Source organism: Caballeronia sp. AZ10_KS36 (assembly GCF_023631105.1).
Lineage (GTDB): Bacteria > Pseudomonadota > Gammaproteobacteria > Burkholderiales > Burkholderiaceae > Caballeronia.
In genome coordinates, this window is sequence record NZ_JALQDQ010000002.1 from 26,278 (window position 1) to 44,237 (window position 17,960).

At 64.2% G+C, this 17,960-nt stretch carries 18 protein-coding genes; 7 read left to right on the forward strand and 11 right to left on the reverse strand.

What is annotated here, in order from left to right:
• Window positions 1-5: 5 nt before the first annotated feature.
• On the reverse strand, window positions 6-1,151 hold the full coding sequence (locus tag NCR35_RS03170; protein WP_250533019.1) for a Re/Si-specific NAD(P)(+) transhydrogenase subunit alpha: 1,146 nt from the start codon (window positions 1,149-1,151) through the stop codon (window positions 6-8).
• 215 nt (window positions 1,152-1,366) lie between these two features.
• Here NCR35_RS03170 and NCR35_RS03175 point away from each other — a divergent pair, with 215 nt between their 5' ends.
• From NCR35_RS03175 to NCR35_RS03190, 4 genes are all read left to right on the forward strand, one after another.
• Window positions 1,367-1,849, forward strand: coding sequence for an NUDIX hydrolase (locus NCR35_RS03175; protein ID WP_250533020.1), 483 nt, complete (start codon window positions 1,367-1,369; stop codon window positions 1,847-1,849).
• A gap of 31 nt (window positions 1,850-1,880) precedes the next feature.
• Complete coding sequence (gene mnmA, locus NCR35_RS03180; protein ID WP_250533021.1) at window positions 1,881-3,014, forward strand: tRNA 2-thiouridine(34) synthase MnmA; 1,134 nt, start codon at window positions 1,881-1,883, stop codon at window positions 3,012-3,014.
• A 153-nt stretch (window positions 3,015-3,167) separates the two neighbouring features.
• Window positions 3,168-3,725 carry a TetR/AcrR family transcriptional regulator gene (locus tag NCR35_RS03185; RefSeq protein ID WP_250533022.1) on the forward strand — a complete coding sequence of 186 codons (558 nt, stop codon included), beginning with the start codon at window positions 3,168-3,170 and terminating at the stop codon, window positions 3,723-3,725.
• A gap of 260 nt (window positions 3,726-3,985) precedes the next feature.
• Window positions 3,986-5,011: an alpha/beta hydrolase gene (locus NCR35_RS03190; RefSeq protein WP_250533023.1), complete on the forward strand. Its 1,026-nt coding sequence runs from the start codon at window positions 3,986-3,988 to the stop codon at window positions 5,009-5,011.
• Between the two features lie 45 nt (window positions 5,012-5,056).
• Here NCR35_RS03190 and NCR35_RS03195 read toward each other — a convergent pair whose 3' ends face one another.
• The 5 genes from NCR35_RS03195 to NCR35_RS03215 all read right to left on the reverse strand — a co-directional run bounded on the left by NCR35_RS03195 (window position 5,057) and on the right by NCR35_RS03215 (window position 9,587).
• Complete coding sequence (locus tag NCR35_RS03195) at window positions 5,057-5,668, reverse strand: glutathione S-transferase (RefSeq protein ID WP_250533024.1); 612 nt, start codon at window positions 5,666-5,668, stop codon at window positions 5,057-5,059.
• A gap of 218 nt (window positions 5,669-5,886) precedes the next feature.
• Entirely contained in the window at window positions 5,887-6,591 is a 705-nt protein-coding gene (locus NCR35_RS03200) for a PqiC family protein (RefSeq protein ID WP_250533025.1), read from the reverse strand.
• On the reverse strand, window positions 6,588-8,249 hold the full coding sequence (locus NCR35_RS03205; protein ID WP_250533026.1) for a PqiB family protein: 1,662 nt from the start codon (window positions 8,247-8,249) through the stop codon (window positions 6,588-6,590). Before NCR35_RS03205 ends, NCR35_RS03200 begins: the two co-directional genes overlap by 4 nt.
• Window positions 8,242-8,931 carry a paraquat-inducible protein A gene (locus NCR35_RS03210; RefSeq protein ID WP_502801637.1) on the reverse strand — a complete coding sequence of 230 codons (690 nt, stop codon included), beginning with the start codon at window positions 8,929-8,931 and terminating at the stop codon, window positions 8,242-8,244. The genes NCR35_RS03205 and NCR35_RS03210 overlap by 8 nt, the downstream gene beginning before the upstream one ends.
• Window positions 8,928-9,587 carry a paraquat-inducible protein A gene (locus NCR35_RS03215; RefSeq protein WP_250533027.1) on the reverse strand — a complete coding sequence of 220 codons (660 nt, stop codon included), beginning with the start codon at window positions 9,585-9,587 and terminating at the stop codon, window positions 8,928-8,930. Before NCR35_RS03215 ends, NCR35_RS03210 begins: the two co-directional genes overlap by 4 nt.
• Window positions 9,588-9,998: 411 nt before the next feature.
• On the opposite strand from NCR35_RS03215, the gene NCR35_RS03220 reads away from it, so the two are divergent.
• The 3 genes from NCR35_RS03220 (at window position 9,999) to NCR35_RS03230 (ending at window position 11,899) form a co-directional block, all read left to right on the forward strand.
• Window positions 9,999-10,568 (forward strand): cytochrome b, encoded by a 570-nt coding sequence (locus tag NCR35_RS03220; RefSeq protein ID WP_244847897.1) that lies wholly within the window; start codon window positions 9,999-10,001, stop codon window positions 10,566-10,568.
• A gap of 130 nt (window positions 10,569-10,698) precedes the next feature.
• Window positions 10,699-11,262, forward strand: a complete 564-nt coding sequence (locus NCR35_RS03225) for a YceI family protein (protein WP_250533028.1) — start codon at window positions 10,699-10,701, stop codon at window positions 11,260-11,262.
• Between the two features lie 73 nt (window positions 11,263-11,335).
• Entirely contained in the window at window positions 11,336-11,899 is a 564-nt protein-coding gene (locus NCR35_RS03230; protein ID WP_502801641.1) for a YceI family protein, read from the forward strand.
• A gap of 80 nt (window positions 11,900-11,979) precedes the next feature.
• On the opposite strand, the gene secF is transcribed toward NCR35_RS03230, so the two are convergent.
• The 5 genes from secF to queA form a co-directional block, all read right to left on the reverse strand.
• Window positions 11,980-12,930, reverse strand: a complete 951-nt coding sequence (gene secF / locus NCR35_RS03235; RefSeq protein ID WP_250533030.1) for a protein translocase subunit SecF — start codon at window positions 12,928-12,930, stop codon at window positions 11,980-11,982.
• 18 nt (window positions 12,931-12,948) lie between these two features.
• On the reverse strand, window positions 12,949-15,030 hold the full coding sequence (gene secD / locus NCR35_RS03240) for a protein translocase subunit SecD (protein WP_250533031.1): 2,082 nt from the start codon (window positions 15,028-15,030) through the stop codon (window positions 12,949-12,951).
• 131 nt (window positions 15,031-15,161) lie between these two features.
• Complete coding sequence (yajC, locus tag NCR35_RS03245) at window positions 15,162-15,491, reverse strand: preprotein translocase subunit YajC (protein ID WP_159835259.1); 330 nt, start codon at window positions 15,489-15,491, stop codon at window positions 15,162-15,164.
• 161 nt (window positions 15,492-15,652) lie between these two features.
• Window positions 15,653-16,858 carry a tRNA guanosine(34) transglycosylase Tgt gene (gene tgt, locus NCR35_RS03250; RefSeq protein WP_250533032.1) on the reverse strand — a complete coding sequence of 402 codons (1,206 nt, stop codon included), beginning with the start codon at window positions 16,856-16,858 and terminating at the stop codon, window positions 15,653-15,655.
• A 49-nt stretch (window positions 16,859-16,907) separates the two neighbouring features.
• Window positions 16,908-17,951 carry a tRNA preQ1(34) S-adenosylmethionine ribosyltransferase-isomerase QueA gene (gene queA, locus NCR35_RS03255; RefSeq protein ID WP_250533033.1) on the reverse strand — a complete coding sequence of 348 codons (1,044 nt, stop codon included), beginning with the start codon at window positions 17,949-17,951 and terminating at the stop codon, window positions 16,908-16,910.
• Window positions 17,952-17,960: the final 9 nt, after the last annotated feature.

Here is a 17,960-nt window from a genome sequence, read left to right on the forward strand (position 1 = left end):
CCGTGTCAGGCGGTCGCGCGGGCAAGCTGTCCGTCGCGGCACTGGAGCGTGGCCGCGACGATGTCGTCCGCGAGGTCGATGTTGAGCGTGCCTTCCTTCGTCAGGATCAGCTTCAGGAAGTCGAGCAGGTTGCGCGCGTAGAGCGCGGAGGCGTCGGCGGCGACCATCGAGGCGAGATTCGTGTGGCCGACGATATGCACGCCATGCTTCGTCACCACCTGATCGACTTCGGTGAGCGGGCAATTGCCGCCTTTTCTGCCTTCGAACTCGGGGCCGCGTCCGGCGGCGAGGTCCACGATCACCGAGCCCGGTTTCATGTGCTTCACCGTTTCCACCGAGATGAGCGTCGGCGCGGGACGGCCGGGAATCAGCGCGGTCGAAATGACGATGTCGGCGGCCTTCGCGCGTTCGTGCACGAGCGCCGACTGTCGCGCGAGCCAGCTCGGCGGCATGGGCCGCGCGTAGCCGCCGACGCCTTGCGCCGCCTCGCGTTCCTCGTCGGTTTCGAACGGCACGTCGACGAACTTCGCGCCGAGCGATTCGATCTGCTCCTTCACGGCCGGCCGCACATCCGACGCTTCGACGACGGCGCCGAGGCGCTTCGCCGTCGCGATCGCCTGCAGGCCCGCGACGCCCGCGCCCAGCACGAGCACGCGCGCCGCCTTCACCGTGCCGGCGGCGGTCATGAGCATCGGCATGAATCGCTGGTAGTACTGACAGGCCATCAGCACGGCCTTGTATCCGGCGATGTTCGCCTGCGAAGAGAGCACGTCGAGGCTCTGCGCGCGCGTCGTGCGCGGCGCGGCTTCGAGCGCGAACGCGGTGATGTTCGCTGCCGCGAGCCGCGCGGTGTTCTCGGTGTTGAACGGATCGAGCATGCCGATGAGCACGGCGCCCGGCTTGATCGTCGCGAGTTCTTCGGCGGATGGCGACTGGACCTTGAGCACGATGTCGGCTGAAAACGCGGTGGTGGCATCGACGATATCGGCGCCCGCTTGCGCGAACGCGTCGTCGATATAGCTCGCCCGCACGCCCGCGCCGCTTTGCACCGAAAGGCGGTGTCCTTGCGCGACGAGCTTTTTGACCGTCTCCGGCGTGGCGGCGACGCGCGCCTCGTTCGCCCGCGTCTCGGCAGGCACTCCGATATGCATGTTGAATCCTCCTGTCTTTTCTTTTCTTGCCCTCGCGCGCGGCCACGCACGAGGGAGAGACCAAGGCTGTTTTCGGGTTTCAGATGCTGACGGACGACTTCTCAACTCTAACTGAAGAATATGCGCCCAACATGCAATCCGGGGCGCGATCGCACCCCGCGCTAACCCTTAGGCCGCGCGCACGTGATCGGACGGGTGACGGTAAAATGTCGGCCATGAAATCAGATACTTGGGCTCCTCACGTTACGGTCGCGGCGGTCGTCGAGCAGGACGGGCGCTTCCTCGTCATCGAGGAACACACGTCCGCAGGGCTGCGAATCAACCAACCGGCCGGTCATCTCGAAGCGGGCGAAACGCTCGTCGAGGCGGTCGTTCGCGAGACGCTGGAAGAAACGGCGCATCGCTTCGAGCCCGAGGCTCTCGTCGGCGCGTACATGACGCACTTTCAGCGTCCCGGGCGCGACGTGACGTATCTGCGCTTCACGTTCTGCGGCAAATCGGCGGGCGAGGTGGCGGGGCGCGCGCTGGACAAAGGCATCGTTCGCGCGATGTGGCTCACGCCCGACGAACTGCGCGCGACGGCCGCGCAGCATCGCACGCCGCTCGTCATGCAGTGCGTGGACGACTATCTGGCCGGGCGGCGCGTGCCACTCGATTTCATCCATACGCATTCGGTCGCGCCGGTGGCGCGCTCCTGACGCGCTCGCGCGCCAACAACGCGGTAATCCTATGAGCAAGCGAAGAGTAGTGGTGGGCATGTCGGGCGGCGTGGATTCGTCGGTGACGGCGTGGCTGCTGAAAGAGCAGGGCTACGACGTGGTCGGCCTGTTCATGAAGAACTGGGAAGACGACGACGACGGCGAATACTGCTCGACGCGGCAGGACTGGATCGACGTGGTGTCGGTGGCGGACCTGATCGGCATCGACGTCGAAGCGGTCAACTTCGCCGCCGAATACAAGGACCGCGTGTTCGCCGAATTCCTGCGCGAGTACTCGGCCGGCCGCACGCCAAATCCGGACGTGCTGTGCAACGCAGAGATCAAGTTCAAGGCGTTCCTCGATCACGCGATGTCGCTCGGCGCGGAAACCATCGCGACCGGCCACTACGCCCGCGTGCGCGAGCACGATGGCCTCTTCCAGTTGCTGAAGGCCACCGATTCGACGAAGGATCAGTCCTACTTCCTGCATCGGCTGAATCAGCAGCAGCTTTCGAAGACGCTCTTCCCGCTCGGCGAAATTCCGAAGACGAAGGTGCGGGAAATCGCCGCGCAGATCGGCCTGCCCAACGCGAAGAAGAAAGATTCGACCGGCATCTGTTTTATCGGCGAACGGCCGTTTCGCGACTTCCTGAACCGCTATCTGCCGACGCAACCCGGCCCGATGAAGACGGCCGAAGGGAAAGTCGTCGGCGAGCACATGGGACTCGCGTTCTACACGTTCGGACAGCGCAAGGGCATCGGCATAGGCGGCGCGAAGGACGGCAGCGGCGAGCCGTGGTTCGTCGCGGGCAAGGACATGGCGAGCAACACGCTCTATGTCGTGCAGGGCCACGACCATCCGTGGCTTCTGTCCCAGACGCTCGTCGCGGGGAACACGAGCTGGGTCGCGGGTTTCGCGCCCGAGAACGGCACGGCGTGCGCGGCGAAGACGCGCTATCGGCAGCAGGACGCCGCGTGCCGCTTCGCCGCTGCGGACGACGGTCATTTCCAGTTGAACTTCGACGACGCGCAGTGGGCGGTGACGCCGGGACAGTCGGCGGTGCTCTATCAGGGCGACGTGTGCCTCGGCGGCGGGATCATCGAAAGCGCGGCGGCGGACGTGGCATCGCCCGCGCCGCGCGCGGTGGCGGCTGCCGCAAACTGACGTCGCGTGCCCCGGACGCGAGTGCGCCGGGGCGCGCATCGGTAGCCGTCGGCTATCGTCTCGATAAAAAGTCATTTGATACAATCGCTTGACTCTCTACCTATTGGTAGATAAAGTACGCCCATCGACATCGGATGAACGGTGAATGACGCGATGGACAAGAACACGGTACGCGAGGCGCTGCTGGATCATGCGCAGACGGTCATGATGAAGCGCGGCTACAACGGCTTCAGTTATCGCGACTTGTCGGACCTCGTCGGCGTGAAGACGTCGAGCATCCACTATTACTTTCCGACGAAGGAAGATCTCGCGCTCGAAGCGGTGAACGCCTATAGCGCGGACGTCATGTCCTCGGTCTATGCCATCGACAGTTCGGCCTCGGCCGACAAGAAGCTCGACCGCTACACGAAGCTCTTCGGGCGCATCATCGGCGACGGAACGCAAGTCTGCCTCTGCGGCATGCTGGCGGCGGACATCGAGTCGCTGCCGGAGAAAGTGCGGCATGCCATTCAGGCGTTCTTTCGCGCCAACGAAAACTGGCTGGCGAAGGTCCTCGCGGAAGGCGAGGCGCAGGATACGCTCGATGCCGGAGGCAAGCCCGAGGCGGCGGCGCGCGCCCTCTATGCCGCGTTTCAAGGCAGTCTGCTCGCATGCCGATTGTTTCAGACGCGCGCGCGTCTGGACGAAGTCGCCGCAACCGTGCGGCGGTAGATAACCCTGTGGATAAGTCTGTGAAAAACCCGTTTTCCTTCGTGCCTTTGTCTATCGTTTGATAGGTAGATTTTGGCGTAACTGAAGCCTTCTGGGCGCAGTGCAGCGTCGTTCGCCTTTGAATGGCGCGCCCGGCTGCGGGTTGGCGTCAGCCGCTCTCTTGCCGCGCAGTGCATAAAGCTGGCGAATCCGCCGATGTGTCTATCTAGTAGTAGATTTACGTAAAACGTTCGTTTCCTTTTTACCGACCGGAGAACACCATGAAAAAGCTGAAAGCCACGTTGCTCGCTACCGCCGTCGCCACCGCCGTTCTGGCGCATACCGCAGCCGACGCCGCGCCGGTGCTCGAACCGACGACGCAGCAATTTATCGACACGCTCGCTGCGAAGAACGGCCCGCCGATCTACACGCTGTCTCCGGCCGACGCGCGCAACGTGCTTGCAGGCGCGCAAGCACAGCCGGTTCAGAAGGAAGCCGCGAAAATCGAAGACCGCGTGATAGAAGCCGGTCCGACGGGCAAGATCGCGTTGCGCGTCGTGCGGCCGGCGCATGCGAAGGGCACGCTGCCGGTCATCATGTATTTCCACGGCGGCGGCTGGGTGCTCGGCGACAAGAACACGCACGACAGGCTGGTGCGCGAGATTGCCAACGGCGCCCAGGCCGAAGTCGTGTTCGTCGATTACGACCGGTCGCCCGAGACGAAGTACCCGGTGCCGATCGAAGAAGCGTACGCAGCGACGCGCTACGTGGCGGACCACGCCCGCGAGTTCAACGTCGATGCGTCGCGCATGGCGGTGGCCGGCGACAGCGTCGGCGGCAACATGGCCGCGGCCGTGACGCTGCTCGCGAAGGAGCGGGGCGGCCCGGCGCTGCGCGCGCAGGTGCTGTTCTATCCGGTGACGGACGCGAACTTCGACGACGGTTCGTACAACGAGTTCGCCAACGGCCCATGGCTCACGCGCGACGCAATGAAGTGGTTCTGGGACGCCTACGCGCCGAACGCGGCGGATCGCGCGAAAGTCACGGCGTCGCCGCTGCGCGCAAGCATCGATGAATTGAAGGGATTGCCGCCGGCGCTCGTCATCACCGACGAAAACGACGTGCTGCGCGACGAAGGCGAAGCCTACGCCCGCAAGCTGACCGAAGCCGGCGTACCGGTGACGTCCGTCCGCTACAACGGCACGATCCACGACTTCGTGATGCTGAACGCGCTCGCCGAGACGCCCGCCACGCGCGCCGCAATCGCGCAGGCCAACGCGACGCTCAAGGCCGCGCTGAAGAAGTAACGCGTGCTTGCCGGACCGCTCCCGCCTTGCGCGGGAGCGCGGCGCTCAGCGCGGCTCGGTATCGATGAACGATTGCCGTTGCGCGAGCCGCGCGTAGAACTTGTCGAGCGCCGGATGCGCCTCGCGCCAGTCGAGGTCCGGCATGCGGAAGTCGAGATAGCCGAGCGCGCAGCCGCACGCGATGTCGGCGAGCGTGAAGCGGTTCGCGGAGCACCACTGTTTCGTGTCGAGACCGCGCGCCATCGCGCGCAGAGCGTCCTCGATCTTGTGCCGCTGCCGCGCGATCCACTTCTCGCTGCGCTGGGCTTCGTCGCGCAGCACGCTTTCGAGGCGAATCAGGACGGCAGCGTCCAGCATGCCGTCCGCGAGTGCCTCCCAGCAGCGCACTTCGGTGCGCTCGCGCCGTTCCTGCGGCAACAGCTTGCCCACGGGCGTCAGCGTGTCCACGTATTCGCAGATCACACGCGAATCGAACACCGCTTCGCCGCCGTCCAGAATCAGACACGGCACTTTGCCGAGCGGGTTGAAATCGTGGATCTTCGAATCGGATGCCCAGACGTCTTCGAGCACCAGTTCGCAGTCGATCTTCTTTTCCGCCATCACAATCCGCACCTTGCGGACGAATGGACTCGTGTGCGAACCGATCAGTTTCATCATCTATTCTTCGCGTTCGTTTCGGATAAAGCGGAGGTCGATCTTAACCGGGCGCGCCTGCGTCAACCGCATTTTCGAGATGCGGCGCAGGCCGGTGTCGTCTGGCGACAACATGCCGTTGCGGCAAGACGCTCAGTGCTGCTCATCAGCAGACGAAACACGGTGCGAAGCAGACGGAAATATCGGGTTCCTATGCGTTCGGCGCATGCAACGCGCCGAACTTACTGCGCGCTGGCAGTCGTCGCGCCATCCGACGCCGGGCACGGCAAAACCGGCGCGGGGCGCGCGCTGGCCGCTGCCGCCTTGCCCTTGGCCGACGATGGCGTCGCGACGGCAGGCGGCAGCGCACCGAGACTTCGCACGCCTGCCGAAATCGCCGTGGCGAGCGCATTCACCGCTTTGCGATGCCCGTCGACCAGCGCGCCGTAACCTTCGCCGACAGGCTCGTCCGCGACCGTGCGACAGGTCATGACCGTCTGCGAACCGGCGGCGCGCACGCTCCAGACCGCGTCGAGCACGGCCCGCGAGCCCGGCCACGACTCGAACCGCTGCACCTTCACCGTCACGCGATACACCGGCGCGGACTCCGGATACGGCGTGCCGTAGACGTCGATCGCATTCAACTGCTGCGACAGATCGCTCGACAGCGCGCGCCGCACTTCGTCGCCGGGCAGCGAGGCCCAGCGTTCCTGCTCCAGCACGCTCACCTGCGCGGGACTCGTCTGCACGACCAGCTGATTGCGCGAAACCTGCTCCGGCATGTCCACCGGCGCGAGCTGGAAGTAGAACGCCGCCGCCGACGACGACACTGCAGCCGGCGTCTGCGCCGCGCCGCCCAGGGTATAGAACCGGCTCGACGGCGAGGACGCGCACGCGCACAGCGCGCCTGCCGCGCCCACGGTCAACAACAACGCGCCGAACCTCATGGTTTGTCCTCCGGTTTGCCGCGCAAGAGCGATTCCGGATGACGTTCCAGATAATCCGCCAGCGCATTGAGCGATTGAAGCGTCCGCGTCAGTTCCTGCATCGCCTGATGCACGTCGGACTGAAGCGGCGAATCTTGCTGAAGCGTCGATTGCGCCGCGCCGAAGGTTTTCTTCGCCTGCGTGAGCGTGTCGCGCATTTCGGGCATGACTTCCTTGTTGAGCTGATCGAAGAGCGTATTGGCGTTCTTCAGCGACCCGTTGAGATTCGTGCCGATCTGGTCGAACGGAATCTTGTCCAGCTTGCGCGCGATGTCGGCAATCTGCAGTTGCAGTTCGTCGAGCGTGTTCGGCACCGTCGGCAGTTCGATCGGATCGCCCGCGACGTTCACCTTCGCGGGCGCGGCCTTCGGGAAGAAGTCGAGCGCGACGTAAAGCTGGCTCGTCAGCAGATTGCCGGTGCGCAACTGTCCGCGCAGGCCGCGCTTGACGAGCAACTGAAGCATGTCGTGGCTCTGCTCCGTTCCCTGTTCGGGCAGCGCGGCTTTCGCGCGGCGGCCGAGCCGGTCCGGATACAGGTCGATGGTCACGGGCATCATGAACGAATGCGTCTGCTGGTCGTATCGCACGCCGATGCCCGTCACCTGCCCGAGCACGATGCCGCGGAAATCGACCGGCGCGCCGACCGACAAGCCGCGCAACGACTGATTGAAGTTCATCACCACATGCACGGGATCGCCGTCGGGATCGCGCATCGCGTCGGCCTGATCCGAGGCGAGGCGGAAGGTCGCGTTTTCCTTCGCTTGGGCGCCGGCCTGCTGATTCGGCGGCGTCTGGAACGCGATGCCGCCGAGCACGACGGTCGCGAGCGACTGCGTGTTGAGCGTGAAGCCGCTCGAATCCAGCCGCAGATCGACGCCGCTCGCGTGCCACCAGCGCGAGTTCGTGCCGACGTACTGGTCGTACGGCGCGTTCACGAAGACCTGCATGGTGACGCCGGTGCCGTCCTTGTCGAGCGAAAACGCCGTGACCTGCCCGACCTGCACGCGCCGGTAATACACCGGCGAGCCGATATCCAGCGAGCCGAGCGATTCGCCGTGCAGCGTGAACGTGTGTCCTTTCTGGTCGCCGGTGACGGCAGGCGGTGTCTCCAGACCGACGAAGTAGGTCTGATCCTCGGTCGATTTCCCCGCGTCCGCGCCGATGTACGCGCCGGAAAGCAGCGTGGAAAGACCGGTGACGCCGCTTGCCGCCACGCGCGGCCGCACGACCCAGAAGCGCGTGTCCTTCACGGCGAAATCGGTGGCTTCCTTGGTGAGCTGCACATCGACGAGCACGCGCGAATGATCCTTCGACAGCGTGATGGTCTTGACCGTGCCGATGTCCACGTCCTTGAACTTGACCTTGGTCTTGCCGGGCTCCAGGCCCTCGGCGCTCACGAAACTGATGGTGACGGTCGGACCGCGGCTCGACACCGTCTTCACGACCAGAAACACGCCGATCAGCGCCGCGACGATCGGAATGACCCACACGAGCGACGGCAGCCAGCGGCTGCGCGGCTCGATCACCGGCTCGGGCAGTCTCGGCGGCAGGCCGTCGCCGCTCGTTTCCTCGGGAGGCTTAGGCGTATCCGGCCCATTCGGACCTTGGGCACTAGTCATATTTCTTTCCTGACGGTTCTATGTTGTCCCATATCAGACGTGGGTCGAACTGCATGGACGCGAGCATCGTCAGGACGACGACGGACGCGAACGCGAGCGCGGCCGGCCCCGCCGTGATGACCGCGACCGACTTGAAGCGCACCAGCGCGACGGTGAGCGTGACGACGAAGATATCGAGCATCGACCATCGGCCGATGCCTTCGACGATGCGATAGAGCGTCGTGCGCTGACGCGGACGCCACGTCGAGCGCCGCTGCACGCTCACGAGCAGAAACGCGAGCGACAGCAGCTTCAGCATCGGCACGAGAATGCTCGCCACGAAAATGACCACGGCGAGCGGATAGTCGCCATCGTTCCAGAACAACGCGACGCCGCTCATGATGGTGTCGTCTTCCGCGCCGAGGATGGACGACGTGTGCAGCATCGGATAGACGTTCGCGGGAATGTAGAGGATCGCCGCGCTGATGAGAAGCGCCCACGTGCGCGCGATGCTGTCCGGATTGCGCCGATGCACGGCCGCGCCGCACCGCGTGCAGCGCTGCTTTTCGACCGTGCGCGCGAGCGGCTGCACGAGGCCGCAGGCGTGGCAGCCGACTACGCGCTCGCGCGATGCCGTGGTGAACAGCGTGGGCGGTTCGGCGCCGGGCGCGGGCGAGTCGGTGTTGCGCTGCGCGTCGGTCACGATTTCTGCCTCGCGGGCGGCGCGACGGCCGCACGCCCGCGCGGGGGAAGCTGACCCGCGAGATCCCAGAGCGAGCGCGGATCGAAACTGACGACGACCGCCACCATCAGCGTGAGCGCGCCGAACGCGAAGAGCGCGGCCTCCGGAATCACGCGCGCGACGCTCAGCATCTTCACGAGCGTGACGAGCACGCCGAGCATGAACACTTCGATCATGCCCCACGGCCGCACGAACTGAATCGCGCGCAAGGTGAGGTGAAAGCCCGGCGGCACGTAACCAGCGCGCACGGGCATCAGCACGTAGAGCAGCGCGGTCAGTTCGCAAAGCGGAAACAGGATGGTCGCGCAAAACACGAGCACCGCGACGAACTCCATGTGCTCGCCCCACAGCGCGATGATCGCGCCGATGAGCGTCGTTTGCGAGGTAATGCCGTTCGCGTCGAGTTCGACGATGGGAAACGCCTGCGCGATGACGAAGGTGATGAGCGCGGCGAGCGTCGTCGCGCAGATGCGGTCGAGGTTGGATGTCATGCCGCGGTAGAGTCGCGCGCCGCAGCGCGGACAGTTCGCGGTGCTATGTTCGGGCAGCGCGCGCTTTCTGAAGAGCGCGTCGCATTCGTGACATGCGATCAGTTCTTCTGAATCGTTCACATTCATAGTCGATGCCGGGCCTTCTCATGCGTGTTCGTAGGGCGCCGCAAGATCGGCCCGGGGCAGTAAGAGCAAGTCCCGGGCCAGCGCGCACGGTAGCAGCATGGTATCAAAGACCGATGACGCGCGACGATAGGGCACGCTGGAAGCGCAAGCGAGACCGGCGCGGAATAAACCGGCCGACGGTTCCGTTCACTTCTGGCCGCGCCCGGAGGCGTCGACCGTTGCATGCGCGGAATAGTTCGTTGCATGGATGCAGTACATCGCTGCAAAACGGCCGCAAAGCCGCGCCAGTGCTGGCTTGGAGCCTGCGCGGCATGTCCCGGCGCGTGTGATGGCATTTCGCCGCTGTTCGGGTAGCATGGCGGCGCATGCATCGGCCAGACGCTTATTACGCACATTCAGGACATCAGCATCATGGAAAGCAGTGTTGGCATCTCACAAGCCACTACGACCGAGCGATACGGCGCGACGGCAATCGCGTTTCATTGGCTCATCGCGCTCTTGATCGTCGGCGGGTTCTATCTCGGCTGGATCATGACCGATATTCCCGGCTTCACCCCGACCAAGCTCAAGTACTTCTCGTGGCACAAGTGGATCGGCGTGACCGTGTTCGTGCTCGCGGCGCTGCGGCTCGTGTGGCGCATGACGCATCGCGCGCCCGCCATGCCGGCCGGCATGCCGCGCTGGCAGCAGGGCGCGGCGCACGTCACGCATATTCTGCTCTACGTGCTGATGATCGTGATTCCCGCATCCGGTTATCTGTACAGTTCGGCGGCGGGCTTGCAGGTCGTCTATCTCGGCGTGCTGCCGCTGCCGACGATCATCGGCCCGGACAAGGCGCTCAAGGCGACGCTGCGCATCGTCCATGTGGCGCTGAACTACGGCCTGCTGGTGCTCGTCGCCATGCACGTGCTCGCGGCGCTCAAGCATCATTTCGTCGATCGCGACGGCTTGCTCGGCCGCATGCTGCCGTTCATCAAGTGATCGAGGCGCAACGTTCGATTGTTTCCTCGCCGTTGGCAAGGCATGTCCGGCTCATTGTTGGTTCCCGCATGCTTTTGATTTTCAATACCGGTTGCTCGTCGATACGTCTAAAAAGGCACAAAAGGCACACATGAAAATGAAACTCAATGGTTGGATGCTGGCGGCGGTGGCCGCGGCATCGCTCGCCACGGCGGCGGGCGCGCAGGCGCAGGTGGATATGGCGAAGAGCTCGGTCATCGCCACGTCCAAGCAAATGAACGTGCCCACCGACGGCAAGTTCAACAAGTTCAACGCGCAGATTTCGTTCGATCCCGCGAAGCCTGCGGCGGGCAGCGCGAACATCACCATCGACACCGGCAGCTACGATCTCGGCGACGACGACTACAACAAGCAGGTGCGCGGCAAGGAATGGTTCGACAGCGCGACGTATCCGACCGCCACGTTCGTTTCGAGCGCCATCGCGCCGGCGGGCGGCAATCAGTACAAGGTCACGGGCAAGATCACGATCAAGGGCAAATCGCAGACGGTCACGGTGCCCGTCACCATCACGCAGCAGGGCGCGACCGAAACCTTCGACGGCTCCTTGCCGATCAAGCGCTCGCAGTTCGACGTGGGCACGGGCGAGTGGAAGGACACGTCGGTGGTCGCGGACGATGTCGTCATCAAGTTCCATATCGTCGCCGCGAAGAAGTAAGCGGCGGCCGTTTCGTTCAACAACGTAAATTCAACGTTCATTCAGTCAGGAGAAGCACTTGAACAAGCTTTCGATGATCGCCGCCGGCATGCTTGCAGCCGGCCTGTCCTTCAGCGCGATGGCCGCTGACACGTATCAGCTCGACCCGAACCACACGTATCCGAGCTTCGAGGCGGACCACTTCGGCGGCGTGTCGACGTGGCGCGGCAAGTTCAACAAGAGCAGCGGCACCGTGGTGCTCGACCGCGCCGCGAAGACCGGCACGGTGGACGTGACCATCGACATGTCGTCGGTCAACACGGGCAACGCCAAGCTCGACGAGCATCTGCAAAAGCCGGAATTCTTCGATGTCGCCAAGTACCCGACGGCCGTGTACAAGGGCACGTCGATCAAATTCGACGGCGACAAGCCGTCTGAAGTGGTCGGCACGCTGACCCTGCACGGCGTGACGAAGCCGCTGAACCTGAAGATCGAGAGCTTCAAGTGCTTCGTGAACCCGATGATGAAGAAGGAAGTCTGCGGCACGGAAGCGACGGGGACGTTCGATCGCGGCGACTTCGGCGTGGATTACGGCAAGTCGTACGGCTTCAGCCTGAAGACGGTGCTGCATATCCAGGCTGAAGGCGTGAAGCAGTAAGTCTCGGCGCATCGCGCGAGAGAAACGAAAAGGGCCGGTCATCGAGACCGGCCCTTTTGCTTTTGCGCTGGAAAGAAGCGTTAAACCTGAGCGCCCGCGTTCGGGTCGTTCGGATCGTACTTGTCCTTCTTTTCCTTAATCAGATCTTCACGCTTGACGCCGAACCACATGGCGAGCGCGGCGGCCACGAACACCGACGAATAGATACCGAACAGAATACCGACCGTCAGCGCGAGCGCGAAGTAGTGCAGCGTCGGACCGCCGAAGAAGAACATCGAGAGCACCATCATTTCGGTACAGCCGTGCGTGATGATGGTCCGCGACATCGTGCTGGTAATGGCATGGTTGATGACTTCGATCACCGTCATCTTGCGCTGCTTGCGGAAGGTCTCGCGAATCCGGTCGAAGATAACGACCGACTCGTTCACCGAATAGCCGAGCACCGCGAGAATCGCCGCGAGCACCGAGAGCGAGAACTCCCACTGGAAGTAGGCGAAGAAGCCGAGAATGATCACGACGTCGTGCAGGTTCGCGATGATGCCCGCCACCGCGTACTTCCACTCGAAGCGGAACGACAGGTAGATCACGATGCCGATCACCACGCACGCGAGCGCGGCGAGCCCGTTGGTCACGAGCTCCTTGCCGACCTGCGGCCCGACGAACTCCACGCGCTGCAAGGTCACTTGTGCGTCGTTCGACTTGAGCGCGCTCATCACCTGATCGCTCTGCTGCGCGGAGGTCAGGCCCTGCTTGAGCGGCAGGCGGATCAGCACGTCGCGCGAGGTGCCGAAGTTCTGCACTTGCGCGTCGCCGTAACCGAGCTTCGCCATGGTGGCGCGCACCGGTTCGAGCGGCACGGCCTGCGGATACTGCACTTCGATGACCGTGCCGCCGGTGAACTCGACCGACAGATGCAGCCCGCGATGCACGAGGAAAAAGACAGCCGCGAGGAACGTGATGAGCGAGATCGCGTTGAAGATCAACGCACGCTGCATCAGCGGCAAGTCGCGGCGAATGCGGAAGAATTCCATGTTTCGTTTCTCCGGGGCTCAGGGCTTAACGGACTGGCCCGGTTTCTGTTGATCGATGCCGGGGCCCGAGCGGCGGCGCACGGTCGGCTTGCCGGTGCGCGGGGCCGTCTGAGCGCTCGCGCGCGGCGCGGCCGCTGCGGCGCGCGCCTTGGCCTTGCTGCGGGCGGCCGGAACGACTTCCTCGGCGACCGCTTCATGGTCCTGCTGCGCCGCGAGATACGCCGCAGCGGCGGACTCAGCGCTCGCGCCTTCCGGACGCCACACTTGCCCGATAGCCAGCGACTTCAGCTTCTTCTTGCCGCCGTACCACAGGTTCACGAGACCGCGCGAGAAGAACACGGCCGAGAACATGGACGTCAGAATGCCGATGCAGTGCACGACCGCGAAGCCGCGCACCGGGCCGGAGCCGAACGCGAGCAGCGCGAGACCGGCGATCAGCGTGGTGACGTTCGAATCGAGAATCGTCGCCCACGCGTGCTTGAAGCCTTCCTGGATCGCGGTCTGCGGCGGCGCGCCGTTGCGCAGCTCTTCGCGGATGCGCTCGTTGATCAGCACGTTCGCGTCGATCGCCATACCGAGCGCGAGCGCGATAGCGGCAATGCCCGGCAGCGTCAGCGTGGCTTGCAGCATCGAGAGAATCGCGACGAGCAGCAGCAGGTTCACCGACAGCGAGAGCATCGAGATCAGGCCGAACAGCAGGTAGTACACGGTCATGAAGACGGCGATCGCGGCGAAACCGTACGTGACCGAATCGAAGCCCTTCTTGATGTTGTCCGCGCCGAGGCTCGGGCCGACCGTGCGTTCCTCGATGATGTCCATCGGCGCGGCGAGCGAGCCGGCGCGCAGGAGCAGCGCGAGGTCGGTGGCGGCCTGCGGGGTCGGCTGACCGGTGATCTGGAAGCGGTCGCCCAGTTCGGACTGGATGGTCGCGACCGTCAGCACTTCGCCCTTGCCCTTTTCGAAGAGTACCATCGCCATCGGCTTGCCGATGTTGTCGCGCGAGACCGCGCCCACCGCGCGCCCGCCGGCCGAATCGAGACGAATGTTCACGGACGGACGCTGGTGATCGTCGAAGCCTGCGGACGCGTCGATGATGCGGTCGCCCGTGAAGATCACCTGCTTGCGCAGAAACACGGTGCGGTCGCCTTGCTTGAACGCTTCGTCGCCGGGAGGAACGGGGTCGTTCGCGCCCGAGGCGTATGTGTTGACCGGGTCCGCGAGGCGCGCTTCGAGCGTCGCGGTGCGGCCGATGATGTCCTTCGCCTTCGCCGTGTCCTGCACGCCCGGCAGCTCGACCACGATGCGGTCCGCGCCTTGTTGCTGAATTACCGGCTCCGCGACGCCGAGCTCGTTCACGCGGTTATGCAGCGTCGTGATGTTCTGCTTGAGCGCGCCGTCCTCCACCGTCTTCTGCGTGTCCGCCGAGAAGGTGCCGACCACCTGAACGCCGTCGCCGCCCTGGCGCGTCGTCCATTGCAACTCGGAGACGCCCGTGGAAAGCAGGTTGCGCGCGTTGTCCGCGACCGCCTGATCCGAGAAATTCACGACGACCGATTGCCCCACGCGATTCACGCCGCCATCGCGAATGTTGCGATCGCGCAGATACGTGCGGGCGTCGGCTGCGTCCGAATCGAGCTTCTTGTTCAGCGCGCCGGCCATGTCCACCTGAAGCAGGAAGTGCACGCCGCCGCGCAAGTCGAGACCGAGGTACATCGGCAGCGCGTGCAGGGCCGTCAGCCAGCGCGGCGAGGCGCTCTGCAGATTCAGCGCGACGATGTATTGCGGATCGGTCGGGTCGCTGTTGAGCGTTTTGGTCAGCAGGTCCTTCACGCGCAACTGCGTGTCGGTGTCCTTCAGGCGCACGCGGATGTTCGCGTTGGCCTGCGAGTTGTCGAACGTGACTTCGTCCGCCGTGATGTGGCTCGCGGCGAGCGCGCCTTCCACATTCGCGAGCGTGGACGAATCCAGCTTGACGGTCGCCTTGCCGCTCGACACCTGCACGGCGGGCGCTTCGCCGAAGAAATTGGGAAGCGTGTACACGAGACCGATGACGAGCGCCACCAGCATCACGACATACTTCCAAAGGGGATAACGATTCATGGGGATGGCCGAACAGAAAGTTGGCTTCGGGGGAGAGGGCGTCCGGCGTTATGCGCGACGAGCCGGTTGAGTGACTCGTGTGACTCGGAGGGCGCGGAGCGAGGCCGCGCCGGACGCGAAAGAATCTGGCCTTACAGCGACTTGATGGTGCCCTTCGGGAGAATAGTCGTGACGGAGGCCTTCTGCACGGTGATTTCCGTGCCTTCGGCGATTTCGACGCCGACATACGCTTCCGACACCTTCGTCACCTTGCCGACGATGCCGCCGTTGGTCACCACTTCGTCGCCCTTGGCCATGGCGGCCAGCATGTTGCGATGCTCCTTCTGACGCTTCATCTGCGGACGGATCATGATGAAATACAGCACCGCGAACATCAGGATCAGGGGCAGGAAGCTCATCAGGCTCGATTCCGCGCTGCCCGCGGTGGCGCCTTGTGCAAAGGCATTCGAAATGAACGACACGTTGGTCTCTCCGTTATACGTCGAAAATACGTCGAAATTGCGATTCAAAAACCGGCTTGGAAATTAGCCCGACATTCTACCACCCGCCCATGCCGGCAAGACGCCGGAATGCGCTTTGGCATCAAGCCGTTAGGCCCGCGCGCGGGCCGTTCGGGCGAGTGTTAGAAAGGTGATTGTAATGCGAGCGGCGCGACGGCTGGCGTAAGTTGGTCGACCCCGCGCGCGCGGTTTTCCGCAAACGTCTTGCGGAACGCCTCGAAGCTGTGATTTTCGATCGACTCGCGCACTTCGCCGATCAATTGCAGGTAGTAGTGCAGGTTGTGGATTGTGTTCAACTGCGCGCCGAGAATTTCGCCCACGCGATGCAGATGATGCAGATACGCCCGCGTGAAGTTACGGCAGGTGTAGCAGCCGCAGCTTTCGTCGAGCGGTTTCATCGAATTCTTGTGCGTCGCGTTCTTGATCTTCAGATCGCCGAAGCGCGTGAAAAGCCAGCCGTTGCGCGCGTTGCGCGTGGGCATCACGCAGTCGAACATGTCGACGCCCGCCGCCACGCCCGCCACGAGATCCTCCGGCGTGCCGACGCCCATCAGGTAATGCGGCTTGTCGGCAGGCAGTTTCGGCCCGATGTGGTTCAAGACGCGCATCATGTCTTCCTTCGGCTCCCCGACGGACAGCCCGCCGATGGCGAAACCGTGAAAGCCGATGTCCGAAAGCCCGGCCAGCGATTCGTCGCGCAGATCTTCGAACATGCCGCCCTGCACGATGCCGAAAAGCGCATTCGGGTTGCCGAGCCGCGTGAATTCGTCGATGGAACGCTTCGCCCAGCGCATCGACATGCGCATGGAGTCGGCGGCTTCCTGGTGCGAGGTCGGCACGCCGTTGGTCGCGTACGGCGTGCATTCGTCGAACTGCATGACGATGTCCGAGTTCAGCACCTTCTGGATCTGCATCGACACTTCGGGCGACAGGAACAGCCGGTCGCCGTTGATCGGCGACGCGAACGTGACGCCATCTTCGGTGATCTTGCGCAAATCGCCGAGCGAAAACACCTGGAAGCCGCCGGAGTCGGTGAGAATCGGCCGGTCCCAGCCCATGAAGCGATGCAGGCCGCCGTGCGCGCCGATCGTCTCCAGTCCCGGGCGCAGCCAGAGGTGAAACGTGTTGCCGAGAATGATCTGCGCGCGAATCTCTTCGAGCTCGCGCGGCTGAATCGCCTTCACGGTGCCGTACGTGCCGACCGGCATGAAGATCGGCGTTTCGATCACGCCGTGATTGAGCGTGAGGCGGCCGCGGCGCGCCTGGCCGTCGGTCGTCAGCAGTTCGAACTTGAGGCCGTTGTCCGGCGGGGTGTGATTCTCGGTCATGTAGGTTCCTGTGCTACCGGAGAACAGTCCGGCGCGTCGGGTTAAGAAATCAGGCGCGCGTGAGCAGCATCGCGTCGCCGTAGCTGAAAAAGCGGTAACGCGCCTCGATCGCGTGACGGTACGCCTCGCGGATCGTCTCCATGCCGGCGAACGCGGAGACGAGCATCATCAGCGTCGATTTCGGCAGATGGAAGTTGGTAATCAGCCGGTCGACGATGCGGAATTCGTAGCCCGGCGTGATGAAAATATCGGTTTCCGCGCTGGTCGCCGCGAGCGGCCGGCCGGCCTCGGCCGCGTCGCGGGCGGCGGCTTCGAGCGCGCGCATCGACGTCGTGCCGACGGCGATCACGCGATTGCCGCGCGCCTTCACGGCCGCGATGCGATCCACGAGCGACTGCGGCAGCGCGTACCACTCGCTATGCATCTTGTGCTCGGCGATGTTGTCGACGCGCACCGGCTGGAACGTGCCCGCGCCGACGTGCAGCGTGAGCGTCGCGCGTTCGACGCCGCGCGCATCCAGCCGGGCGAAGAGGGCGTCGTCGAAATGCAGGCCGGCCGTGGGCGCGGCCACCGCGCCGGGGTTCGCGGCATAGACGGTCTGGTAGCGCGATTCGTCGTAGGCGTCGGCGTCGTGCTCGATATACGGCGGCAGCGGCAAGCGCCCGTATTGCTCGATGAGCGTCAGGCAATCGGCCGGAAAATGTAGCGTGTAGAACGGCTCGACGCGCTCGCCGACAGTGACGTCGAACGCGTCCGCGAGCTTGATCGTGCTGCCCGCCGTCGGGCTCTTGCTCGCGCGAATCTGGGCGAGCGCGGTCGTCGGGCCGGTGAGGCGCTCGATCAGCACTTCCACGCGCCCGCCACTGGCCTTCTGGCCGAAGAACCGCGCCTTCAGGACTTTGGTATCGTTGAATACGAGCAGGTCGCCCGGCTGAATCAGGTCGGGCAGTTCGGAAAAGCGCCGGTCGATGAGCGTGGCCGGCGAGGCGCTGTTGTCCACTTCGAGCAGGCGGCTCGCGCTGCGCTCGGCGAGCGCGCTCTGCGCGATCAGCTCGGGCGGCAGATTAAAATCGAAATCGGAAAGCGTGAACATGGCTTGAAG